This window comes from Cupriavidus sp. 10L45 (assembly GCF_056395225.1).
In genome coordinates, this window is record NZ_JBFTJC010000003.1 from 357,186 (window position 1) to 381,776 (window position 24,591).

Annotated in this window: 18 protein-coding genes; 14 read left to right on the top strand and 4 right to left on the bottom strand. The window is 66.7% G+C overall.

Going from position 1 to position 24,591, the window contains the following annotated elements; genetic code table 11:
- The first annotated feature begins 36 nt into the window (after window positions 1-36).
- The 7 genes from AC1DFU_RS07610 (at window position 37) to AC1DFU_RS07640 (ending at window position 8,450) form a co-directional block, all read left to right on the top strand.
- The gene (locus tag AC1DFU_RS07610; protein WP_092291074.1) at window positions 37-618 is read left to right on the top strand and encodes a hypothetical protein; all 582 of its coding nucleotides are present in this window, start codon (window positions 37-39) and stop codon (window positions 616-618) included.
- Between the two features lie 11 nt (window positions 619-629).
- Entirely contained in the window at window positions 630-2,225 is a 1,596-nt protein-coding gene (locus AC1DFU_RS07615) for a GMC family oxidoreductase (RefSeq protein WP_441591552.1), read from the top strand.
- Between the two features lie 331 nt (window positions 2,226-2,556).
- Entirely contained in the window at window positions 2,557-3,498 is a 942-nt protein-coding gene (locus tag AC1DFU_RS07620) for a TetR/AcrR family transcriptional regulator (RefSeq protein ID WP_092291070.1), read from the top strand.
- A gap of 200 nt (window positions 3,499-3,698) precedes the next feature.
- Window positions 3,699-4,625 carry a DUF1571 domain-containing protein gene (locus tag AC1DFU_RS07625; protein WP_092291068.1) on the top strand — a complete coding sequence of 309 codons (927 nt, stop codon included), beginning with the start codon at window positions 3,699-3,701 and terminating at the stop codon, window positions 4,623-4,625.
- A 227-nt stretch (window positions 4,626-4,852) separates the two neighbouring features.
- Window positions 4,853-6,244 (top strand): DUF2957 domain-containing protein, encoded by a 1,392-nt coding sequence (locus tag AC1DFU_RS07630; protein WP_441591555.1) that lies wholly within the window; start codon window positions 4,853-4,855, stop codon window positions 6,242-6,244.
- 41 nt (window positions 6,245-6,285) lie between these two features.
- The gene (locus AC1DFU_RS07635; protein ID WP_441591557.1) at window positions 6,286-7,584 is read left to right on the top strand and encodes a DUF2957 domain-containing protein; all 1,299 of its coding nucleotides are present in this window, start codon (window positions 6,286-6,288) and stop codon (window positions 7,582-7,584) included.
- An 80-nt stretch (window positions 7,585-7,664) separates the two neighbouring features.
- Entirely contained in the window at window positions 7,665-8,450 is a 786-nt protein-coding gene (locus tag AC1DFU_RS07640; RefSeq protein WP_441591627.1) for an OmpW/AlkL family protein, read from the top strand.
- A gap of 69 nt (window positions 8,451-8,519) precedes the next feature.
- Here the strand turns inward: AC1DFU_RS07640 and AC1DFU_RS07645 are convergent, their stop codons facing one another.
- From AC1DFU_RS07645 to AC1DFU_RS07655, 3 genes are read right to left on the bottom strand one after another with little or no spacing between them, the layout of a single operon-like run.
- Window positions 8,520-9,998 (bottom strand): efflux transporter outer membrane subunit, encoded by a 1,479-nt coding sequence (locus AC1DFU_RS07645; protein WP_441591559.1) that lies wholly within the window; start codon window positions 9,996-9,998, stop codon window positions 8,520-8,522.
- Between the two features lies 1 nt (window position 9,999).
- Complete coding sequence (locus AC1DFU_RS07650; protein WP_092291058.1) at window positions 10,000-13,155, bottom strand: efflux RND transporter permease subunit; 3,156 nt, start codon at window positions 13,153-13,155, stop codon at window positions 10,000-10,002.
- Between the two features lie 43 nt (window positions 13,156-13,198).
- On the bottom strand, window positions 13,199-14,365 hold the full coding sequence (locus AC1DFU_RS07655) for an efflux RND transporter periplasmic adaptor subunit (protein WP_092291056.1): 1,167 nt from the start codon (window positions 14,363-14,365) through the stop codon (window positions 13,199-13,201).
- Window positions 14,366-14,864: 499 nt separating this feature from the next.
- Between AC1DFU_RS07655 and AC1DFU_RS07660 the strand changes: the two genes are divergently transcribed.
- The gene (locus AC1DFU_RS07660; RefSeq protein WP_092291054.1) at window positions 14,865-15,581 is read left to right on the top strand and encodes a TetR family transcriptional regulator; all 717 of its coding nucleotides are present in this window, start codon (window positions 14,865-14,867) and stop codon (window positions 15,579-15,581) included.
- Window positions 15,582-15,593: 12 nt separating this feature from the next.
- Here the strand turns inward: AC1DFU_RS07660 and AC1DFU_RS07665 are convergent, their stop codons facing one another.
- Entirely contained in the window at window positions 15,594-16,682 is a 1,089-nt protein-coding gene (locus AC1DFU_RS07665) for an ABC transporter substrate-binding protein (protein WP_092292071.1), read from the bottom strand.
- Window positions 16,683-16,895: 213 nt separating this feature from the next.
- Between AC1DFU_RS07665 and AC1DFU_RS07670 the strand changes: the two genes are divergently transcribed.
- The 6 genes from AC1DFU_RS07670 (at window position 16,896) to AC1DFU_RS07695 (ending at window position 24,483) form a co-directional block, all read left to right on the top strand.
- Window positions 16,896-17,570 (top strand): response regulator, encoded by a 675-nt coding sequence (locus AC1DFU_RS07670; protein ID WP_092291052.1) that lies wholly within the window; start codon window positions 16,896-16,898, stop codon window positions 17,568-17,570.
- A gap of 1 nt (window position 17,571) precedes the next feature.
- On the top strand, window positions 17,572-19,047 hold the full coding sequence (locus AC1DFU_RS07675; protein WP_441591561.1) for a sensor histidine kinase: 1,476 nt from the start codon (window positions 17,572-17,574) through the stop codon (window positions 19,045-19,047).
- 108 nt (window positions 19,048-19,155) lie between these two features.
- Window positions 19,156-21,450 carry a type VI secretion system Vgr family protein gene (locus AC1DFU_RS07680; RefSeq protein WP_441591563.1) on the top strand — a complete coding sequence of 765 codons (2,295 nt, stop codon included), beginning with the start codon at window positions 19,156-19,158 and terminating at the stop codon, window positions 21,448-21,450.
- Window positions 21,451-21,461: 11 nt separating this feature from the next.
- A complete protein-coding gene (locus tag AC1DFU_RS07685; protein ID WP_177219850.1) occupies window positions 21,462-22,334 on the top strand; it encodes a DUF4123 domain-containing protein in 873 nt (290 codons plus the stop codon).
- Entirely contained in the window at window positions 22,324-22,800 is a 477-nt protein-coding gene (locus AC1DFU_RS07690) for a DUF3304 domain-containing protein (RefSeq protein WP_255370695.1), read from the top strand. The genes AC1DFU_RS07685 and AC1DFU_RS07690 overlap by 11 nt, the downstream gene beginning before the upstream one ends.
- A 66-nt stretch (window positions 22,801-22,866) precedes the next feature.
- Window positions 22,867-24,483 carry a T6SS phospholipase effector Tle1-like catalytic domain-containing protein gene (locus tag AC1DFU_RS07695; RefSeq protein WP_177219849.1) on the top strand — a complete coding sequence of 539 codons (1,617 nt, stop codon included), beginning with the start codon at window positions 22,867-22,869 and terminating at the stop codon, window positions 24,481-24,483.
- Window positions 24,484-24,591 lie beyond the last annotated feature (108 nt).

A 24,591-nucleotide genomic window follows, 5' to 3' on the forward strand; every position in this document is an offset into this window, starting at 1 on the left:
ACGCCGTCATCCCAAGAACAAAAACGGAGACACCGCATGCCCCGACCAGCTTCCCTCGCCCCACCCCAACGACCCGCGCGTCGCGCATTCCTGAAGGTTGGCGCCGGCTTCTCGGCGGCCATCGCCTGCTCGGCGCTGTTCCCGGGGCTGACCGGCTGCACGCCCGCCGATGCGCCGGAGGCCGGCATGGCGTTCCTGCGCCCGGCCGATGTGACCCTGTTTCGCGCCCTGCTGCCCGCCATCGCCAGCGATCTGGCCACGGTGGACGCCGCCACGCACGAGACGCGGCTGGCCGCCGCCGTAAGGAACATCGACGGAACCATCGCCGCGATGGATCAGAACGGGCGCGGGGAACTACGCAAGCTGCTTGACCTGCTGGCCAGCACGCCGCTGCGCTGGGCCGTGGCGGGCGTTCGGTCGCCGTGGGAGCAGGCCACGCCCGATGCGGTGCGCGCCTTCCTCGCGCGTTGGCGCGCCAGCCGTTTCGAGACGCTCAACGCGGGCGGCGTGGTGCTGGTCAAGCTGGCCAGCGTCGCCTACTTCGTGCTGCCGGGCACCTGGGCTGCGAGCGGCTATCCCGGCCCGAATCCCGCGGTCTATCGCGCCCTCCACAGCTAAGGCTCCCGCTCATGGCCATCGACGATATTTACAGCGCCGGCATCGCGTCCGGCTGGAAGGTGCTGGACGCCGCCACATTCACCGCGCCGCGCACGCTCGACACTGACGTGGCCATCATCGGCACCGGTGCGGGCGGCGGCATGGCCGCCGAAATCCTCAGCGAAGCGGGCCTGCGGGTGCTGCTGCTCGAGGAAGGCGGGCTGCATACCTCGAACAGCTTCCGGGACATGGACGAGGCGCGCGCCTATCGCGATCTCTACCAGGAGGCGGCCGCCCGGGCGACGTCGGACGGTGCGATCGCCGTGCTGCAGGGGCGCTCGGTGGGCGGCAGCACCACGGTCAACTGGTCGTCCAGCTTCCGCACGCCGTCCCGGACGCTGGCGCACTGGGCCAGCGAACACGCGGTGACGGGCCACAGCGAGGCCGAGATGGCGCCGTGGTTCGCGCGCATCGAGGCCCGGCTCGGCATGGCGCCGTGGGCGATGGCACCGAATCCGAACAACGCGGTGCTCAAGCGGGGCTGCGACCAGCTCGGCTGGGAATCGCACGTGATTCCGCGCAATGTGAAGGGGTGCTGGAACTCCGGCTATTGCGGCTTCGGCTGCCCGGTCAACGCCAAGCAGTCGATGCTGGTGTCGACGATTCCCAACGCGCTCGCCCACGGCGCCACGCTGATCCACCGCGTGCGGGTACGCAAGCTCGACCATGACGGCAAGGCCGTGCACGGGCTGACGGGCGAGGCCCTCGGCTTCGACGGCTATACGCCGACCGGCGTCACGCTGACCGTGCGGGCACGCCATGTGGTGGTGGCGGGCGGGGCCATCAACTCGCCGGCGCTACTGCTGCGTTCGGGGGTGCCGGATCCGCACGATCTTGTCGGTCGTCGCACGTTTATTCATCCGGTGAATTTGAGTATTGCGAAAATGCCGGAGCTTATCGAACCGTACTATGGCGCGCCCCAATCCATCGCCTCGGACGAATTTCAGTGGCGCAATGGCGCCACCGGCCCGATGGGCTACAAGCTGGAGGTCCCGCCGATGTTCCCCGGCATCAGCGCTGGCGTGCTCAATAACTTTGGCGATGCGCTGCGCCGCGAGATGGCCGCGTTGCCGCACACCAACGCCATGCTGGCGCTGTTGCGCGACGGCTTCGTGCCGGATAGCCCCGGCGGCCGGGTGCGCGTGGCCGACGACGGCAGCCCGGTGCTGGACTACGCGCTGAGCGACTACGTCTGGGACGGCGTGCGCCGCGCCTGGCTGAGCATGGCCGAGGCCCAGTTCGCCGCTGGCGCCAAAAAGGTGCGTCCCGCCCATCTGGACGCCGCCTGGTACACCAGCTGGCCGCAGGCGCGCGACGCCATCCAGACCCTGCCCCTGAAGCCGTTCCGTGCCCTGCTGTTCACCGCCCACCTGATGGGCGGCTGCGCGATGAGCGACGACCCGGCGCGCGGCGTGGTCGATAGCCAGGGCCGGCATCACCATTTGTCCAATTTGTCTGTGTGCGACGGGTCAGTGTTTCCTACGAGCATCGGGGCGAATCCCCAGTTGTCAGTTTTCGCATTGACGGCGCAAAATGGTATGTCGCTAGCAGCTCGCATCACGGCGTGATGGGATCGGCGGCGGCCCGCTCGGGGGGGCGGTAGCGTTGGGTTGGGGATCGCGCAGCGGAGGCAAACCGCCGCCAGGCTTGGCATCACAAGGCATGGCGGAGGCCCGGCGACTGTGGCGACCCTACGGATTCGCGTAGGTTTTCTGCCTGGCGGATCGGTACTCGCGGTCTAGAGGAACTCTTCGAAAATTGCACTTGTGAAACAGTCGAGGCGGTGAAGTAGGCTTCGTACAACCGTTTCAAGCATCCGTACGCCGACAGAGCAACGGAGCCACAGTGGTAGTGGATATTTGCAGGGGTCCACAGCAGTAATTTTGCGAGAGACACCCCATGAAGACCGGCAAAAGCACGGCAGGCGATACCAAGGCGCGGATCCTGGATGCGACCGAGAAGCTGTTCATCGAAGTGGGCTACGAAGCGACCTCCCTGCGGCAAGTCACGTCGCGGGCGATCGTCAATCTCGCAGCCGTCAACTACCACTTCCGCAGCAAGGAAATGATGATGCAGGCGGTGCTCGGCCGCCGGCTGGATCCACTCAACACGCGGCGACTGGCGCTCCTCGATGCCTGCGAGGCCCGCTGGCCCGGCCACGCCATCCGCTGCGAACACGTGATGGGCGCGCTGTTCGTGCCCGCGCTGCAGATGGCACGCCAGCCCGAGATCGGCGGTCCGTCCTTCCTGCGCCTGCTCGGGCGGGTGTACTCGGACACCTCGCCATTCATCCAGTCCTACCTGATGGGGCACTACGCTCCGGTCTTCGGGCGCTTCTTCGAAGCCTTCGCCCGGGCGCTGCCGGACGTGCCACGCCAGGAACTCGGCTGGCGCCTGCATTTCGCGCTCAAGGCGCTGGCCGGCGTGCTGGCCGGCGACGAACTCGGCAACCTGATGCCGGCGTTCACGCAGGGCAAGAGCATGAGCGATGCGCACGTGCTGGCCCAGCTGACGTCGATGGTGGTGGCAGCCCTCAAGGCGCCCTCGCCCGAGACGCAGGAGCTGGGCGCGCTGCAGGACGTGTTCGACATCGGCGATGCTCAGCAGGCCGATGAGCAGGCACATATGGCGGCCCTGGCCGCCACCGTGGAGGACGAGGCCCACCAGGCCGCCGTTGCCACGGCCGCCGCCGTGAACCGTGCCCGACGCGGCACGCGCACGGTACGCAACGAAGGGGCCACGCGCGCGGCCACCGCCAGCCTGGCGGTACGCCGCGAGATGTGTCCCGCGTTCCCCAGCAATCCGCTCGACGACTGGATGCGCACCCGCTCCAGAAACTAGCCGTGCGCGGCGGTCTCCATCGGGACCGCCGCCCTGGCACCGAGCGCGCGACGACCCGCGTCGCGCCGGGATTGCCCTGATTCGAGATCGATTCTTTTCGCCACGCCACCGCGAGGCGTGACGCCCTGCGCGCCACGCACGGGCGCCCTGCTGCCCGCCATTTGCCCACGCCTTGCACAACAACAGACAAGAGACACGCGATGAAGCCATTACATCTGGTCGCCGCCATCGGCGCCGTCATCGGCCTGCTGGCCACGCAACACGTTGGCCTGCCGCTGGCCCGCGCCCAGACCGCGCCGCCGGCCGCCCCAACCATGAGCGCCCCCGCCGCAGCACCGGGTACGCGCGCCGCCACGCCCTATGACGGCATCCCGGCCGCCCAGCAGTCGGCGCTGTTCTCGAAGCAGGTTGCCAGCGGCGAGCTGGCCGCGCTGCCCGATGCGCAGCTACTGGCCACCTTCGACGCCCTGCAGCCCGAGACCCTGCTGATGTGGGCGCGCGCCGAGATGAGCCGCTATCCCGAATACGAATACTGGATGACCCGCCAGGAGCGCCTCAATGGCCAGTGGCAGGACACCCCGGCGCGGATGATGATCCGCTACCGCCACCAGCCGCGCCAGCTCTACGCCAAGTGGCTGCCCAACGGCGTGCAGTCCGGGCAGGAAATTCTCTATGACGAGACCCGCCGCAAGGACGAGATGTACGGCCACCTGGGCGGCATCATGGGCTTCACGTCGATGTGGATCTCGCTCGATGGCACGCTCGCCAAGTCTCAGTCGAACCATACGGTCCGCGACTTGGGCTTCCAGTTCGTGCTGTCGATGCTCGAACGCGACGCGCGCTCGCTGCGCGCCGCCGGCCTCTCCGAAAAGTACAACCGGGCCGAGATCGTGCGCGAACAGGGCGTGCGCATGGTGGCGCTGACCTGGGACCTCCCCGAGGGCGCGCCCAAGTACTACGCCAAGAAGGTGCAGCTGATGCTGGATCTCAAGCACCCGTGGCCGCGCGTGGAAACCGCGTGGGACGCGGACGGCAACATGGTCGAGAAGATCGTGTTCGAGCGCGCGGTGAAGAAGACCTTCGACGCCGCCACGTTCGACCCCGCCAACAGCGAATACAAGTTCTGACCGCCGCGCGAGTGCGTACGCCGGGCGTTTGAATGTGGACGCAGGGGCCTCCGCACACGGTTTGAACGCTGGGCCCCCGCGCTTGCACGGCAACGCTGACAGACCGGCCACCGGTGTTTGGAACGAGCGCTCTATTGACGCTCAAACGCGCCAGACGCGAGAGTCCGACCCACCGCGAGAGATCCGCAACAAGCGGACCGCCGGTCATAACAACATGGAGACAAGTCATGTCCGAGCTGCACCTTCGGCCCGCGCCACATCGCGCCCCTAACAGCGCCCTTTGCTTCGCCGCCACCCTGGCTGGGGTAAGCCTGACGCTCACGCTGGCCGCTTGCGGCGGCGGGGGCGATGACCCGGGCACCGCGGCGCCCGCCGCCGCCCAGCAGTGCGGCGCCACCAACAGCTGCCCCGCCACCGGCCCCACGCAGAACCAGCCCGTGGCCGCGCTGTGCCCGGACACGCTCGACTACAACACCACCTACACGGGCGGCTCCGGCGCTGGCGAACTCGTGAAGATGCAGTTCGACTCCACGCAGGGCACCTACCGCATCCAGATCCTCGAATCGGCCGTGCCGAAGGCCACCAACGACATCTACCCGACGCGCGGCGGCGTGACGCTGACCGGCACGATGGCGCATCCCACGCGCCCGCTGCCCACCCCGGCGCAGAACCAGTGCGCCTACGAGCTGAAGACGGCCACGGCCTCCGACGGCGTCTCGCAGGCGCTGATCGACCCGGCCAACCCGCCGATCATCTTCGTCGGCAACGGCGTGGCGGGCGGCGGCATTCCGGGGGCGACGATCGAGTACGCCGGCATCTTCGGCATCGGCGCGATCCCGAAGACCACCTTTCCGATGTACCCGGTGCTGGCCTTCGCCCAGACCGAGACCGACTTCGCCAAGGTGGCCGGCACCTACAACGTGCTCGGCTACCACCTCGTGCCGTCCGGTGGCGAGCTGTTCCCGGCCGGCTACTTCCTGCCTGCCACGGCGCAGACCGTGGAGACACTCAATGCCGATGGCACCTGTCACGCATCGAGCGGCAACTGCGTGACCACGGGCCAGCCGTGGAAGCTGCGCGGGGGCACCGACGGCGCGTTCGACAGCGACAACGCCAATAGCACCCAGCCCTACCCGCATTTCTTCGACAAGGCCTTCCTGCAGGACCCCAACAGTCTCGCCAAGGGCGTGCTGGTGGTCGGCAAGCTCGACGGCGCGCAGGTGCCGCTGCTGATCCGCGTCGGCTATGCCCGCATCGACCTGGCGGCGAACATCCTCAGCGTGGATGACGAATCGGGCCTGGCGCTGCTCTCGCCCACCACCGCCACCACGCAGGCGGCGATGCAGGGCAGCTACATCGGCTCGGGCAGCGACTTCAAGTACCTGTCGTCGATCGTCCACGACAACCTCGTCGCGCTGATCGATCCGCAGGATTCGTCGCTCAAGCCGGTGGGCGGCTTCCAGATGGACTTCACGCAGGCCACCCAGCCCGGCGTAGTGGCCACCACCGACAACAGCGGCGTCACCGGCAAGCTGATCACCACCGGCCCGGTCTACGCGCACCTGTTCGGCCCCGCCGCGAGCCCCACGTTCCGCGTGAGCGCGCTGGCCAGCCGCTGATTCCGCACCCCACACCATAAGAAAGACCAAGGAGACGCCTCATGCCCCAACTGCCCTCCCCGCTTCCTGACTCGCTCCCCGTCCCCCGTCGCCAACCGTGGCTGGGCCGGCTCGCGCTGGTACTCGGCGCCACCGCCCTGCTCGCCGCCTGCGGTGGCGGCGGGGACAGCGGCGGTGGCACCGCCACGCCGGCCGCCGCGCCGGTGCGGCTGTGCCCGAGCGCCATCGACTATTCCACGCCTTACATCGGCGGCACGGGTTCGGGCGAACTGGTCAAGGTGCAGATCGATACCACCCAGCGCACCTGGGCTGTCACCTTCCTCGATTCATCGGTGCCGCGCACCACGGGCACCATCAAGCCGACCCGCTCCGACCCCACCGGCGGCAAGAACGTGATGACCGGCACGCTGGCCAAAGAGACCGGCCTGCCGACCGAGAAGCTCAACCAGTGCGCGTTCCAGCTGCTCGGCGCCAGCCTCGACCCGGCCCGGCCGGCGCGGCTGTTCATCGGGCAGGGCGTGATGGGCGGCACCATCCCGGGCGCGCGCATCCAGTTCAACGGCATCGCCGGCGCGGGCTCGGTGCCGGATACCACCTTCCCGTTCTTCCAGTTCATCGGCTTCGCGCAGACCGAGACCGACCTGACCAAGATTGCCGGAAGCTACAACGGCTCGGGCTTCCATGAGGTGCCATCGAAGAAGTTCCAGATGGTGGCGCAGGACTACCGCATGGCGCTGGCGGCCGATGGCTCGTTCACGGTGTGCGACAACAAGGCCGGTGGCACCTGCAAGCAGCGCGGCGACAAGTTCGTGCCGCAGGACAACGGCACGCTGCTCTCCACGCACTACGAGGGCGAGTTGCCGCCGACGCTGGGCGCCGTGCTGGGCCGCGCCTACCTGATCGTCGGCAAGCTGGCCGGGCACCTCGTGCCGATCATGATCCGGGTGGGCTTTGCCAACGACGACTTCACCCAGTTGCCGGTGGGCGCCGACGACGAGATTGGCATCGGCATGATGGCGCAGGCGGTCTCCGCGCCGCAGGGCACCTACAACGCCGAGTACGTGGGGGTGGACAGCAACTTCGAGTACCGCGTGACGGCACTGGTCGATGGCGACGCGGCCATGCTCGACCCGTTCCGCGCCTCGGACGCCACGCTGGCCACGGCGATGAAGCTCGACTTCTCGCAGACGGTGCCGGGCGTGGTCACCACCACCCGCAAGGACGTCGGCGCCAGCGGCCCCAAGGGCAAGTTCATGTTCACCGGCCCACGCGGCGTGTTCGGCTTCGTCGAGGACCGCAACGGCTCGCCCTACTTCACCGTCGGCGCGTTTGTCGAATAACGGACAGGAGACACAACATGACCCTGCACCGCCTGTTCGCCCGCCTCGCCACCATCGCCACGCTGGCCGCGTGCGCCGGCATGCCGACCGCCCACGCCCAGAAAGCCGGGGACAACGTCGTCTCGGCGGGCTGGTTCCATATCCAGACCCACGGCACGAGCCCGCCGCTGACCACCAGCGTGGTGGACGTGCCGATCAACTACCCGCTCGGCCTGCCCTCCACGTTCACGGCGCCGGGCAGCGGCCTGTCGACGTCGAATGCCGATACGCTGGGGCTGACCTTCAGCCACTTCGTCACGGACCATATCGCCGTGACGGCCGTGGGTGGCATTCCGCCCGAGTTCAAGCTGTACGGCCACGGCGAGCTGATCCCGCCGGGGCCCGCCGGCGCACTGGGGCGGCAGAGCCTGGGCGATCCATCGCTGAACCCGATCATCACGCGCGCCCGCCAGTGGAGCCCTGCCGCGATGGTCCAGTATCACTTCCTGGAGCCGGGCACGCGCTTCCGGCCGTTCCTGGGGGTGGGCGTGTCGTACAACTTCTTCACCGATATCCGCGTGAATCCGGCCTTCGCGGAGTCGGTCAACAACAACCTTGGCGCGGTGCTGGCGGCCGGCGCCGGTATCCCGGGGCCGACTTCGGTCCATGCCGATGCCTCGTCGTCGTGGGCGCCGGTGTTCAACGTCGGCGGCACCTACAACTTCAACGAGCACTGGGGCGTGACGGCGGCGGTGACCTACATCCCGCTGAAGAGCACCTCGACGATGACCATCAAGGCGTCTGACGGCACCACGCTGTCCACCTCGAAGACGAAGCTCGAACCGAATCCGATCATCTTCTTCCTGGCGGCGACGTACAAGTTCTGATCCGGCGCTCCCAAGCAAAAAGGGCGAAGCTCGCGCTTCGCCCTTTTTGCATCTGCGTTGCCGCAGTCCTTACTGTGCCGAGGTGCCCGTCGGCGGCGTGGTGGCCTGCGCCACTGCACCCGTCTCGGTCAGCCCGCCGCCCAGCGCGCGGTACAGGTCGATCGAGTTGACCAGACGCAACTGCCGCGCCTGGATCAGCGCCTGCTCGGCGGAGAACAGCTGGCGCTGCGCGTCGAGTTCGTCCAGATAGCTCGCCACGCCGCTGCGGAAGCGCAGCCGGGACAGCTCGTAGCGCGCCGATTCCGCGTCGCGCTGCTGCTGCTGGCCGGCCACCTGCTCTTCGAGCGTGCCGCGCGCCACGAGGGCGTCGGCCACTTCGCTGAAGGCCACCTGGATGGTCTTCTCGTAGTTGGCCACCTGGATGTTCTTGCGCACGTTCGCCAGGTCGAGGTTCGACAGATTGCGGCCGTAGTCGAAGATCGGCAGCACCAGCTGCGGCGAGAACGACCAGATGTTGGCGCCGGAGTCGAACAGGTTGGTGAACGAGGTGCTGATGTTGCCGGCGCTCGCGGTCATCGTGATGCGCGGGAAGAACGCCGCCCGCGCCGCGCCGATGTTGGCGTTAGCCGACAGCAGGGCCTGCTCGGCCTGGCGGATGTCCGGACGCTGCGTCAGCAGATCGGACGGCAAGCCTTCCGGGATGTCGCTGATGATGTGCTCGTCGGACAGCTGCATCGGTGCCGGCAGGTTGGCAATCTCGCCGATCGGCTTGCCCACCAGCACTTCCAGCGCGTTCTGCGCCTGCGCACGCTGGCGCGCCAGCTGCGCGGCGGCCACGCGGGCCTGCGCCACGAGCGACTCGTTGTCGCGCAGATCCAGGGCCGAGGTGGCCCCCGCATCGAAACGCCGCTTCGCCAGCTCGAACGTGCTCTGGCGCGCTTCCAGCGTGTTGCGGGCCAGGTCGTACTGCTCGGCCGCCGCGCGCTCGGCGAGATAGGCCTTGGCGACTTCGGACACCAGCGAGATGTAGCCGGCGCGATGGGCCTCCTCGGTGCTCAGGTACTGGGCCAGCGCGGCGTTCGACAGGCTGCGGACGCGCCCGAAGAAGTCCAGCTCCCACTGGGTCACCGACAGGCCCACCTGGTAGATGTTGCCCGTGAACGATTGATCGACGCCCGAGGTTGCCCCGGAGAACCGGCCGCGCTGGAAGCTCGCGTTGCCGTTCAGGGTCGGCAGCAGGTCCGCGCGCTGGATCCGATACTGCGCGCGCGCTTCCTCGATACGCAAGGCCGCCGTGCGCAGGTCGCGGTTGTTCTCCAGCGCCGTGGCGATCAGCCCCTGCAGGCGCGGATCGGTGAAGAAGTCGCGCCAGCCGATGTCCGTGGCGCGGCGGGTCTCGCCGCTCTTCACCTCGGCCGATGCGTAGCCCTCCGGCGCCGCCGGAAAGCCAGCCGCCACCGGCGCGGCCGGACGGTCATAGTGCGGCGCCAGCGTGCAGCCCGTCAGCACGCCGGCCACCAGCAGCAGTGTGGTCAGTGTCTTGGTCATGTCAGTTTTTCTCCTGGGCTTCTTCCAGGCGCGCGCGTTCCCGCTCGTGCTGGCTCGCGCTGCCCTTGAAGCGGCCGCGCACCACCACGAAGAATACCGGCACCAGGAAAATCGCCAGCACCGTGGCCGTGATCATCCCGCCCATCACGCCCGTCCCGATGGCGCGCTGGCTGCCCGAGCCTGCGCCGGTGGCAATCGCCAGCGGCAGCACGCCCAGGATAAATGCGAACGACGTCATCAGGATCGGCCGGAAGCGCAGGTGCACCGCCTCGAGCGTCGCCTCGACCAGCCCCTTGCCCTGGGCCTGCAGGTCCTTGGCGAACTCCACGATCAGAATGGCGTTCTTCGCCGAGAGGCCGATCGTCGCGATCAGGCCCACCTTGAAGTACACGTCGTTGGGCATGCCGCGCAGCGTCACGCCGAGCAGCGCGCCGAGCACGCCCAGCGGCACCACCAGCAGCACCGCCACCGGGATCGACCAGCTCTCATACAGCGCGGCCAGGCACAGGAACACGATCACCAGCGACAGCGTGTAGAGAATCGGCTCCTGCGAACCGGCCAGGCGCTCTTCATACGACTGGCCCGACCACTCGAAGCCGAAGCCCGGCGGCAGCTTGGCGAAGTTTTCCTCCATCACGCGCATGGCCTCGCCCGTGGACTTGCCCGGCGCAGCCTGGCCAGCCAGCTTCACGGCCGGCATGCCGTTGTAGCGCTCCAGGCGCGGCGAGCCCATGATCCACTGCGACGTGGCGAACGCGGCAAACGCCACCATGTCGCCATTGGCATTGCGCACGCGCAGCTTGGTCAGGTCGTCCGGCAGTTGCCGGTCCGCGCCCTCAGCCTGCACGATCACGCGGCGCACGCGGCCTTCATAGATGAAGTCATTCACGTACGAGGAACCGAAGGCGATGGTCAGCGTGGCGTTGATATCCGCCACCGTCACGCCCAGCGCCCGCGCCTTTTCGCGGTCGATGTCGATGCGCAGCTGCGGCGCGTCTTCCTGGCCCTCCGGGCGCACGCCCTGGAGCACCGGATTCTGCGCCGCCATGCCGAGCATCTGGTTACGCGCTTCCATCAGCTTGGCGTGGCCCTGCCCCGTGCGGTCCTGCAGGCGGAAGTCGAAGCCCGACGAATTGCCGAGTTCCGAGATCGCAGGCGGGTTCAGCGGGAAGATGATCGCATCCTTGATGAACGACAGCGCGCCGAATGCCCGGCCCACCAGCGCCTGGGCGGTCTGGTCCGCGCCGGGGCGCTCCTTCCAGTCCTTGAGCCGCACGAAGGCGATACCGCCGTTCTGGCCACGGCCGAAGAACGAGAAGCCCGCCACCGTGATCATCTGGTCGACGACCTTCGACTCCTTCTGGAGGTAGTAGTCCTCGATCTGCTTGAGCACGCCGATGGTGCGCTCCTGCGTGGCGCCCTGCGGGAGCTGCACGACCGTGATCATGTAGCCCTGGTCCTCATCGGGCAGGAACGACGACGGCAGGCGCTGGAACAGCAGCACCACGCCGGCGATGATCAGCGCGTAGATGATCAGGTAGCGGCCCGAGCGCTTCAGGATGCGCGCGACCATGCCCTGGTAGCCGGTGGACGCCGTGGCGAACGTGCGGTTGAACCAGCCGAAGAAGCCCTTCTTCTCTTCGTGATGGCCGGCCTCGACCGGCTTGAGCAGCGTGGCGCACAGCGCCGGGGTCAGCGTCAGCGCCAGCACGGCCGAGAACGCCATCGAGGCGATCAGCGACAGCGAGAACTGGCGGTAGATGTTGCCGACCGAGCCCGAGAAGAAGGCCATCGGGATGAACACGGCGGTCAGCACCAGCGTGATGCCGACGATGGCGCCCGTGATCTGGCCCATGGCCTTGCGGGTGGCCTGGCGGGGCGAGAGCCCCTCCTCGCTCATGATCCGCTCGACGTTCTCGACGACCACGATGGCATCGTCCACCAGGATACCGATGGCCAGCACCATGCCGAACATCGTCAGCACGTTGATGGAGAAGCCGAAGGCCAGCATCGCCCCGAACGTGCCGAGCAGCGCCACCGGCACCACCAGCGTCGGGATCAGCGTGGCGCGGAAGTTCTGGAGGAACAGGTACATCACCAGAAACACCAGCACCACGGCTTCGAGCAGCGTCTTGACCACTTCCTCGATCGAGATCTTCACGAAGGCGGAGGTGTCGTACGGCACGCTGAACTCGTAGTCCGGCGGGAAGTAGCGTTGCAGCTCTTCCATCTTCGCGCGCACGGCGGTGGCCGTGGCCAGCGCGTTACCCGTGGGCGCGAGCTTGATGGCGATGGCCGACGCCGGCTTGCCGTTGATGCGGGCCAGCGTGGAGTAGTCCGCGCCGCCCAGTTCCACACGGCCTACGTCCTTGATGCGCACCGACGACCCATCCGGGTTCGTGCGCAGCAGGATGTTGGCGAACTGCTCGGGCGTGGTCAGCCGGCTTTCCGTGCTCACCGTGGCGTTCAGCTCCGTGCCCCGGGGCGACGGCGTGCCGCCCAGTTCGCCCACGGCGACCTGGATGTTCTGCTCGGAAACCGCCGCGGTCACGTCCAGCGGCGTCAGGTTGTAGCCGGTCAGCTTGGCCGGATCCAGCCAGACGCGCATGGCGTACTCGGTACCGAACAGGTCGGCCGAGCCCACGCCGGGCACGCGGCGGATGGAGTCCACCACCTGCGCGGAGACGAAGTTACCGAGTGCGATCGCATCCGTATTGCCGGACTTGGACGAGACCGTGATGAACATCATGTAGTTGTTGCCGGCCTTGTCCACCTTCACGCCCTGCTGGCGCACCTCCGCCGGCAAGCGCGCTTCCACGCGCTTGAGGCGGTTCTGCACCTCCACGGAGTTCAGGTCGACGTTCGAGCCCGGCGCGAACGCGATGTTGATCGACGCCAGCCCGGACGCCTCGCTTTGCGACTCGTAGTACAGCAGGTTCGGCGCGCCGTTGAGTTCCTGCTCGATCACGGACACCACCGAGTCCTCGATGGTCTTGGCGGACGCACCGGGATAAGTCGTGGTCACCGAAATGATCGGGGGGGCGATGTTGGGGTACTGGGCGATCGGTAGCTGCAGGATCGCCAGCACCCCGCCGAGCGCGATGATCAGCGCGAGCACCCACGCGAACACCGGCCGGTCGATAAAAAACTTGGCCATGAATCTGGCTCCCTATCTATTACTTATGGTGCGATGGCGCGGGTCAGCCTTGGGTGGCCGGGGTCGACGCGGTCTTCGGCGCCTGGAACGGCACGGCCTTGGCGGGCGCGCCCGGCTGCACCTTCTGCAGCCCTTCCACGATCACCTTCTCGCCGCCCTTCAGGCCTTCGGTGATGATCCAGCGGTCGTCGATCGCCTGCGGTGCCTTGACCGGCACCACGGCCACCTTGCCGTCGGCGCCCACCACCATCACGCTGGCGCCCTGCGCCGTGCGGATCAGCGCGCGCTGCGGCACGGTCAGGGCGTTCTCGTCCACGCCCTGCTCGATCTTCACGCGCACGAAGGTGCCCGAGAGCAGTTCGCGCTTGGCGTTCGGGAACTCCGCGCGCAGCGTGATCGAGCCGGTGGTCGGGTCCACGGTCATGTCCGTGAACAGCAGCTTCCCGGTCTGGCTGTACTCGCGGTCGCCCGCCTCGGGGAACAGGTGCACACGGGCACCGCCATTCACACCCTTGACCTGACCATTCTCGATGGCCCGGCGCAGGCGTGCCACTTCGGCGGCAGGTTGCGTGAACGTCACCCAGATCGGATCGACCTGCTCGACCACCGTCAGCTTGGTGGCTTCGCCCTTGCCGACCAGCGCGCCTTCGGTAACCAGCGCGCGGCCCACGCGACCGGAGATCGGCGCGGTGACCGTGGTGTAACCCAGGTTGATCTGGGCCGTGGTCACGGCAGCCTTGGCGGCGGCGATGTCGGCATTGGCCTGGCCGGCAGCGGCCACGGCGTCATCGAACTCCTGCTTGCTGACCGCGTTGGCGGCCACCAGCGGCTTGTAGCGCTCGGCCTTCTGACGCGCGGAGACGGCGTTGGCCTCGGCCCGCTCCAGCTGCGCCCTGGCGGACGCCAGCTGGGCCTGGTACGGGGCCGGATCGATGCGGAACAGCACCTGGCCAGCCTTCACTTCGCCGCCTTCGGTGTAGTTGCGGGACAGCACGATGCCTTCCACGCGGGCGCGCACTTCGGCGGTCCGCACGCCTTCCAGGCGGCCCGGCAATTCATTGATGACGGCAACAGCGGACGGTGTGACGGTAACCACACCCACTTCGGCCGGCGGCATGGCGCCGCCCTGCGGGGCCTTCTGGCCGCAGGCGGACAACGCCAGGACCGCCACGGCGGCGGCAACGCAATGGATACGTTGGGACTTCCTCATCGATAACCCCATGATGATGTTTGAGATCTGCCGCACTGGCCGCATGTGACGGCCGGACGGGCGCGCCACTGCGTGGCGAGTGCGGAAAAGCGTAATGCGCACCGCAAGCCGGCCCCCTTGAGCGGGCGCATGGCTAGCGGCGTTGGTGCGTTAAAACTGGCAGGTTGGTGCCCGGCGCGTCGGCCGTGACGTCACTTTGCGTGCAGGGCGTCACTGGATCTTGGGCTGGCCGACGATCGAGCAAGCGCGTAGTATATATACATTCAAGCATGTATGTTAAGTCCGGCACGCAAACAGCGCCTTTTACAACACTTTGAAGCGCAGCCTTTTTGACGCAATCTTGACGATTTGCGTCAACAGTGAGCACGAATATTGCGGGCAGGTTAGGATGCGCCCCGCCGATGGCGGTGTCGCCATGAACAAATGAGAGGTTGTCGTCACAATCGTGTGGCACAACGGAGACCTGGGCGGATAAGCGTCCGCTGGCAGGAAAGAGGAAATGGTCAGACGTACCAAGGAAGAAGCGCAGGAAACCCGCAACCGGATCCTGGATGCCGCCGAGGCGGTGTTCCACGCCCGTGGCGTGGCGCGCCCGTCACTTGCAGATATTGCCGAAGCGGCCGGCGTCACGCGCGGCGCCATCTACTGGCACTTCAAGAACAAGAGCGATGTCTTCGCGGCCATGTGCGACCGCGTGAACCTGCCGGTGGAGGCGCTGATCGCCCCCGAGCGGCGTGCGCTGCGCGAGGATCCGCTGAACAGCATCCGCGACATCTGCGCCTTCGTATTCAAGCAGACCGTGGTGAACCCGCAGTGGCGCCGCGTCTTCGAGATCATCTTCCACAAGTGCGAGATGGTGCAGGACAACGGCGCGATCTTCGAACGCCAGCGCCAGTCGCACAAGGAAGGGCTGGTCAAGATGCACGAGCACCTGCGCATGGCCGTGGAATGCGGCCAGCTACCGGAGGATCTCGACATCCCGCTGGCCGTCAACGCCTTCCACGCGGCCATTGGTGGCGTGCTGGCGCACTGGCTGTTCTCGCCCGAGGATTTCGAACTCAATCACGAAGCCGAGCGGCTGGCCGACGCCATGATCGACATGCTGCGTTTCTCCACCGCCCTCCGGAAAGGCTACGTGCCGCGCCCGATGGGGCCGATCGACGCCGAAATGGCCACGTTCTGCGGGTCGTCCACGCCACAGGCCCTGGCCGAATGAGCCTCCCCAGCCCTATCCCCGCAGCGCCTCGCGCCAGCGCGCCAGGAACGCCCGCTTGCGCAGGGCGTCCTGCGCGGCCAGCAGGCCGGGGCCCACGCTGATCGGCTTGAGCGCATAGCCGAGCCGCTCCGCCAGCGTCTGGGCCGTGTAGGCGCTGTCAGTATCGGTGCGAATCGTATAGAGCTGGGAAGTCGACTTGCCGAGCTGCGCCTGCCCCTCGCGCGAGAGCACGAAGTCCAGCCACAGCCGCGCCGCATTGGGCCGGGGCGCCTGCCGGGCGATAAACGCCACGCGCGACATCACCAGCGTGTAGTCGCGCGGCGCGATCACGCCGATGCTGGCGCCGCGCTCCATCAGCGACAGCGCGTACGACCCCAGCAGGTTGTAGCCGAGCACCAGCTCGCCGCTGGCGATGCCTTCGATCATGTCCGCCGTCGAGGCCGACAGCTTCACGCCCGCGCGACCCAGCGCCTGCGCCAGATACCAGAACTCGCTGCCCATGCGCGCGTCCTGCTGCGCAAGCAGGTAGCCCACCCCCGAACGCTCCACGTCATAGGTCACGATGCGCCCGCGCCACTGCGGCCCGCGCTCCTGCAGCAGCCGCGCCAGCCCGCTGCGGCTCCCGGGCACATGCGCGCCATCGAAATACTTGCGGTTGTAGACGATCACGGCCGGCTCGAAGGTCGTGCCCCAGGCCTCGTCACGCCACACCGCCCAGCTCGGCAGGCCGGCGCGCTCGGGCGAGTTGTAGCGCTGGGCATAGCCGTCGTTGACAAGCTTGATCTGGAGGTCCATCGCCGTGCTCCACAGCACATCGGCGAACGCCGCGTCGCGCGGCGCGCGCGTGGCGCCCAGCGCGGCGCTCTCGGCCAGGAATCGATCGTTCAGCTCCACCGTGTTCAGGTCCGCGTAGCGCACGCGCACGCCGGGGTAGCGCGCTTCGAAGGCGGCGATCAGCGGCTGGACCACCGCGAGATCCGTCGACGCGTAGACCGCCACGGCGCCCTCACGCTGGGCCCGTTCGATGATGCCGGCGTACTCGGGCGGATAGCCGTCCGGCACGCGCGGCGCGGCCTGGGCCAGTGCGGGCAGGGCGGCCATCGCGGCACCCGCGCGCAGCAGGTGCCGGCGCACCGGCGATGCGGGCGCGGAGGACGGCGTCGGCAGGGGCGATGTCAGGACGCGATTCGGCAAGGCGGAACGGAGGGCGATGAGGGACAGGCCGCCGACACCGGCGGGCAGGGCGGAGGTATTATAGGCGCCCTCGGGACGCGCCCGCGCCCTCGATTCCCGATCCGGCAGAGGAGGTCCGGCATGCGTATCCTGCTGGTAGAAGATGAGGTGGAACTGGCCCGCTGGGTGGCCCGCGCGCTGGAGCAGGGCGGCTTCGTCATCGAGCACGTGGCGGACGGCCTGCAGGCCGAAGCCCGGCTGATGGCCGAGGAATACGACGCCGTGGTGCTCGACCTGCGCCTGCCCGGCAAGGACGGCCTGGCCGTGCTCAAGGCCATGCGTGGCCGCGACGACCGCACGCCGGTGCTGATCCTGACCGCCCAGGACACCCTCGACGAACGTGTGCGCGGCCTGAACCTCGGCGCCGACGACTACCTGCCCAAGCCCTTCGCCATCGCCGAACTCGAGGCGCGCATCCTCGCCCTGATCCGCCGCAGCCGTGGCCGCGCTCATCCCCGCCTGCAATGCGGCACGCTGGTATTCGATGGCGAGACGCGCAGCTTCACCCTCGGCGGCGCCCCGCTGGCGCTCACGCCACGCGAATCCACGCTGCTCGGCGCGCTGCTGGCCCGCAGCGGCCAGCCGCTGACCAAGGCGCAACTGCTCGACAAAGTCTTCTCGCTCGATGCCGACGTGAGTCCGGACGCCATCGAGGTGCTGGTCTACCGCCTGCGCAAGAAGCTGACCGGCCATGGCGTGACCATCGTCACGCTGCGCGGCTTCGGCTACCTGCTGGAACCCGAGGCCGAGGCCTGACATGAGGCGCCGCCGCCCGCGCACGCCAACGCCGGCGCGGCCCTGGCTGCGCGGCAGCCTGCGCCGCCAGCTACTGATCCTGCTCGTGCCGGCGCTGGCGCTGATGATGGCGGTGGACAGCTGGTTCACCTACGGCACGCTGCGCCACGCCGCCAACACCGCCTACGACCGCTCGCTCTACGGCTCCGTGCGCACCATCGACAACGCCATCGGCATGGCCGGCGAGAGCGTGCAGCTGACGCTGCCGGATGCCGCGATGGAGATGTTCGAGACCGCCGCGCAGACCCACGTGTTCTACCGGGTGTCGATGGAGCGGGCAGGGCGCGTGGAGACGGTGACCGGCTATGACGACCTGCCGCTGCCGGCGGGCACCCTCGTCAACAATCAGACCCGCTTCTACGACGCCACCTATCGCGGCGAGCCGGTGCGCATTGCGGCGATGGCCCGGCCGGTCTACCGGCCCGACGCGCGCATCCGCGTGATCATCCAGGTGGCCGAGACCGCCGAACCCCGCTCGGCGCTGATCGCCAATGTCTGGCGCAGCGCGCTGCTGCGCGACCTGGCGCTGATCGTGCTGTCGGCCCTGATCCTGGTGGGCGGCGTGACCTATGTGCTGCGTCCGCTGCAGCGCGTGCGCGACGATGTGCGCGCGCGCTCGCCCGAGGACCTGACGCCGCTCGAATTCGACCGCGTGCCGGTGGAAGTGCGTCCGCTGGTGGACGCGGTGAACCTGCACGTCTCGCGCTCCGAGACCATGGCGCAGTCGCAGGCCCAGTTCATCGCCGATGCCGCGCACCAGCTGCGCACGCCGCTGGCCATCCTCAAGACGCAGGCCGAGTTCGCCCAGCGGCAGCTGGCGGCCCGCCACAGCGAGGCCGGGCGCGAGGCGGCTGGCGAAGCGGTGGGCGGCATCGTCACGCAACTGGAGCAAGCCGCGCGGCTGACGAACCAGCTACTGGCGCTGGCGCGTGCTCGGCAGCCAGTGCGCGAGGGCGGCGGGCCGGCCGAATTCGTGGCCGAGATCGACGCGGTGACCGTGGCAGAACAGGTGGCACTCGACTACCTGCCGCTGGCGCGCGGCAAGCAGCAGGACTTCGGCTGGGAACGGCCGACGGACCTGACGCTGCCGGTGCGCGCCGACGCCGCGCTGCTGCGCGAGGCACTGGCCAACCTGGTGCACAACGCGATCCAATACTCGGGGCGCGGCAGCCGCATCACGCTCTCCGCCGCGCGCGTGGGCGGCGATGCACTGCTGGTGGTGGAAGACGACGGCCCCGGCATCCCCGAAGCTGAGCGCGAGAAGGTGTTCGCGCGCTTCTATCGACGGGTGGAAAACACCGAACCGGGATCCGGCCTGGGCCTCGCCATCTCGCGGGAAATGGCCGCACGCTTCGGCGGCACAGTGGTGCTGCGCGAAGGCGTACAGGGCAGGGGGGTGCGAGCGGAGTTGAGATTGCCGATGGCTGGCGACGCGTAGACGCGACAGCGATTTTTCGAACTAGTACGATTGTAGTGCCCACTTCGACGCTTCTAGCATGGCCCCTACGCAGCTTTTCCGGGCTGCGCGGGCAACGGAGCGAGAATCATGGCGCGGCAGTCGTATTTCCTGAAAGTCCCCGGTGCGACAAGCGCCGCAGGGTTGTCGGTGGTGTCATTCGAGGCGGTGGAGCGGCTGGGCGAGCCCTACGAGGCCATCGTCCAACTGACACACCCTCTTGAACTGGACCGCGCCGATTATCTCGGCAAGCCGGCCACATTCCTGATCGACCCCGGCGATGAATCCGAGCCGCGCACCTTTGCCGGCTGCATCACCCGCTTCTCCAAGACGGCGCAAACACCGGACTTCCATGCGTATGAGATGGTCGTGGAACCGCTGGTCGCCCGCCTGAGGCTGACTCGCTCCACCCGCATCTACCAGCACCAGACCGCGCCGAAGATTATCGAGGCAATTCTGCGGCGGCATGAACTGGTCGGGCATCAGTTTTCCTTCAGGCTTCGACGCCAATATCCCCAGCACGCGTTCCGCTTCCAGTATCAGATGTCCGATTGGGAAACCATCCGTCTGCTGATGGAGCAGGAGGGGCTGTATTCCTATTTCCTTCCCGGCAAGTTCGGCGAGATGGTGGTGTTTGGCGATGACATCGACCATTACCTCTACCAGCCTGAACTGCGGGTGCCGTACCGGGAGACGGCGGGGCTGGAAGCGGGCATCGAAGCGGTCTTCGCCCTTCGTACTATTGCGAAAACCGTTCCAGCATCGTTCCTGGTGGCGGACTACAACCCCGATCTGGCATGGGAGCCGCTGAAGGGCGAAGCCAATGTCGCGAGGAAGGACAAGACCACCTACGGCCAGCCTTATGTCTTCGGCACTCATCATCTGGATTTCGAAGGCGCCAAGTGGGAGGCGCAGCTTCGGCATGAGGCGGCGGTGGCTTCGCAGGTGGTGTATGAGGGCGAAAGCAACGTGCTGGAACTGCGTCCGGCGCGGATTCTGCGGATGGATCTTGCGCTGGCGGACGCGCCGCATGGGCAGGTCATCACCGAGGTCATCCACACCGGCGCACGCGACGCCGCGTATCGCAATACCTTCAAATCGATCCCTTCGGATCGGCGCTTCCGGCTACCGCTGGACGAGGCCAACTGGCCGAAGATTCAGGGCACGCTGAGTGCGCGCATTACCTCCCCGAGCCAATATCCATATGCCTACCTGACCCAGCAGGGTTATTACACCGTCCGCTTTGACTTCGATTTCGAGGACTGGCCGGGCGGTGGGGAATGCGTGCCGCTGCGGCTGGCCAAGCCATTCGCCGGGGCACTGCAAACGGGATTCCACTTCCCGCTGATCGACGGCACCGAGGCGGCGATCGCATTTCGGGACGGTAATCCCAATAAGCCGTATATCGCCCACGTTCACCATAACAGTCGTCAGACGGATCTGATTACTAATCAGGATCGCTGGCTGTCCCGCAACGTCATCCGTACGCAGAGCGATAACAAGCTCGAATTCGAGGATTGGGAGGGGCAGGAGCACATCAAGCTGTCCACCGAGCATTCGGGGAAGAGTCAGCTGACGCTTGGCCACATGGTGGATGGGAAGTGGAAGCGACGGGGTGAGGGCTTCGAACTCAGGACTTCCGGCTGGGGGGCGATCCGGGGCGGCAAGGGGCTGTTCATCACCGCCGACGATCAGCCAAAGGCCACAGGACAGCAACTCGACATGGCCCCAGCCCAGCGCCTGCTCGAACAAGCGCTCCAGCAAAGCCAGGCACTGGCCGAGACCGCCAAGACCGCCCAGGCCCTCGCCGCCGACTGCGAGCGCCAGCAGGCCTTGCTCAATGACAGCCTCAAGCAACTGCGCGCCGCCGGCCTGCTCGCCAGCGCCCCCGCCGGTATCGCCCTGGTGTCTGGCGCGGACCTGCAAACCAGCGCGGCGAACCATCTCATCGCCACCGCCGGGGGCAGCGCGGACATCGGCGTGATGAAGCGCTTCACCGTCGCCGCCGGCGACGCCGTGTTGCTGTTCGCGCAGAAGCTCGGCATGAAACTGTTCGCGGCGCGCGGCAAGGTCGAGATCCAGGCGCAGGGCGATGAATTGCAGTTGGCGGCACTTAAGGACGTCACCATCAGCAGTACCGACGGGAAGCTTGTTCTTACCGCAGACAAAGAGGTCTGGATCGGTGCCGGAGGATCCTACATCCGCATCACCGGGGAGCGCATCGAGAACGTCACGCTGGGCGACATCTACGAAAAGTCGGCGTACTGGAGCACCCAGGAACGCGCGTCGATGACCGTTCCGCTGCCTCAATTCCCCCGTACCACATGCAGAAGCTGCCTGCTCGACGCCATGCGCCGGGGTACGCCTGGCGTCATTCTCAAATAGGGAATTCCGATATGGACTATCGATTTGCACTGATCGACTCGAGCCAACAGATGCGATTTCACCGAAGACTGGACCGCTCGGGCGCCACGTACCAGTCCCTCTTTGCCGGCTATCCGGAAGAATCGTTGCTAGACATGGCGCCGCTCCTGATCGATTTGAACCGAGATGACGAACTCCGCAAAAACCTACTCGCGGCAGCCGAGCACCTGGGCAAACTGAAGCCCTGCGTCAGCCTCCTCATCGCCTCGGTGCCATTTGACGAGCTTGCCGAGCATCTTCGCCAGTTCCATCTGACCGAGATACCCAACGGCCGGGAAATGATCGTGCGCTGGTACGACGGCCGCATCCTTCCAGCCTGGCTGGAGATTCTGGGGGCTGACCAGCGCGCCCTTTTCACGCGGCACGTCTCGGCATGGACCTACTTCGACCGTTTCGGCGAGCCACAACAACTACCCTTGCCTGCAGCGGGCGCGACGGAACCGCCGCCAGCCCCTATCCGCCTCGATGACAACCAGCTTTCAGCGCTAATGAGCGCATGCGAGGCCGACATGATGATCGTGGATCTACGCGAGGTAAATCGGGACGAACTCCGGTCCGTACCGTATCGCACGCTCTATCCGTTCGTCCAGGAGCACCTGCTTGTCGCGCGGCAGCACGGACTAACCGCGAGGCCAGACCGTCTGCAACTCCTGACCCTGGCGCTCCATACGTCCGGACGTTATGTCGACCATCCTCGGGTTGCGCAGCGCCTGTCGATGCCTGCGCCCGCCCACGAGGAAGCCTTCAAGGACTGGCTGGCTGGCCTTGGGGACGACATCTTGGATATTGCAAGACCGCTGTGGGACACGATCGATGACAACCGAGGAGCAAGCCATGAACCATAACGCCATCTCAATGACAAGCACTGCCACTGCCGGTTGGCGCCCGAGGTTTCGAACATTTCTGGTGGTAATGCTGGCAGCAGGGTCTGTCGCACTGTCCGGCTGTGGCGAAGACCCTATGACACTGGAAGTGGTTGGCTACAACCATACCGACGAAGGCATCTACAGCTTCTCGGTGAACGGCTATGGCGGTGCGTACCTAGGTCCGCACTCGGGGGGCGGGAAGTTCACGTGTTGCGCCAGCATTTCGCGAATTTATCGGCCCGGCATGACACTGAACGTCGAATGGGTCAACAACGTTAAGGACACTCCGAAGCAACGTAAGGTGATGGTGCCGTCCTATCGGCCCGAAGACGGAGGAATGCTGTCCGTACATTTTCTGCGCGACGGGAACGTCAAGGTCTTTGTGACGATGGTCGGACCCCGCCACCCTGCCTATCCCCTACGAGGGGACGAAACCCGCCTGTAACACGCTGGATGGAGAAAAAACTTGCCTTACAGCATCTCGCCACCCTCACCAATGCCTAATAGCGGCATGCGCAAGCTCACCGTACGTGAATCGCTGCAGCGCTGCCGAGCAATCACGTGCCCAGAAGAATGCCGCCCTGTTCAATGCAACGGGCAGGTGTATGTCAATCTATTCTTCGATGGTACCGGCAACAACAAGGACTGGAAGGAGCCCGGCCTCAACGGCACTCAGACATCCGTCGGTAAGCATAGCAATGTTGCCCGCCTGTATAACGCGAGCATTGATAGGTTCGAAGATGGATTCTTCTCCCACTACGTACCGGGACTCGGCACTCCGTTCGAGAAAATCGGCGATCCCGGCGGACACAAGGGCATGGCGGGGGGCTACATGGGTGCGGACCGCATTAACTGGGCGATCACGCGCATTCTGAATTCGGTGCACTACTACCTGACCGAGGCGCTCCTTCTCGATGACGAAACGGCAAGAACCGTCGTCAACAACGCAAGTTCCCTCTTCGCGAATATGGGCCTCGAGGGACCATACCGCCGCATGGTGCTAACCGCCTGGGAGCAAAAACTCGAAGCCATCATAAGAAGCAGCCAGCGTCAGGTCACCCGGATCAACGTTGCAGTGTTCGGCTTCTCACGTGGCGCGGCCATAGCGCGGGTATTCGCCAACTGGCTGCTCCAGTTGATGGAGCAGAAGGATGGCGCCTATCGGCTGGCCAGCGTCCCGATCCGGATCTACTTCATGGGCCTGTTCGACACCGTAGCGTCGGTCGGCGTGCCAGACATCGTGCCGGGATTCAATGGCCATCTGGACTGGGCCGAGGGCTACATGGATATCAGCCCTGCGGTAGATCAGTGCGTGCACTTCGTTGCGCTGCACGAGCAGCGTGCAAGTTTCCCTCTCGAACTCGCCGCGCGTGCGCGGCAGGTCGGCTATCCCGGCATGCATTCCGACGTCGGTGGCGGCTATCGCCCCGGGGAGCAAGGCAAGGCAATGCCCGAATGGGGCGCATCGCCACATCTGTCCCAGATTCCATTGATCGACATGCATCACGCCGCCTTCAGCGCCGGGGTGCCGTTGATGACCATGGCGGAAATCAGGCAAGCGCCCAACCTCGCCGTCGACTACCACTGCTCACCGCGGCTCGTCAGCGCGGCGAACGACTTCTTCAAGACCTGCGGCATCGACACCACGGCAACAGGCAAGGCTGGAGTCACCGGGGTGCTCAAGTCTCACACGCTGCAATACCTGCAGTGGCGCGGGGAACTGATGGCGTACAAGGATCCGCTGAAGACGCGGCGCTTCTACCTGGACGCGAAGCTGGGCGCGGACCGGGCCAGACTACAGGAGGGCGTCGATGATTTCGCCGAGCACATTACGGCCCTGCGCCGCCGCTTGCAGCATGCCGGGTCGTCGCAGACTGACCTCGTCGGCACCCTTAACCCCATCGGCGCTGCCGTCCTGCGCGTGTTGCAGGATGACGTAACCGAGCCCGTGGACGCCGAGACTCGCCACATGCTCGAGCATGCCACCCATTCGCTCGCCGTGCCCCCGGCGGTTCGCACCTTGATGGACGACTACGTCCACGACTCCCGATGCGGATTCCGGATGGGTGGGCTCATGGAGCCCCGGCGCGTAACCAACGGCTACTTCCGCTACCGACAAGTGTATTGAGCCCCAAGTTAACCCAAAGTTGTCCGATTCCTACACCGATATCAGCCTTAGCTCGCCTTGGTTGTGCCGCCTGCGGTGCCAGCCCTCATCGACGGCGGACCGTGGCCG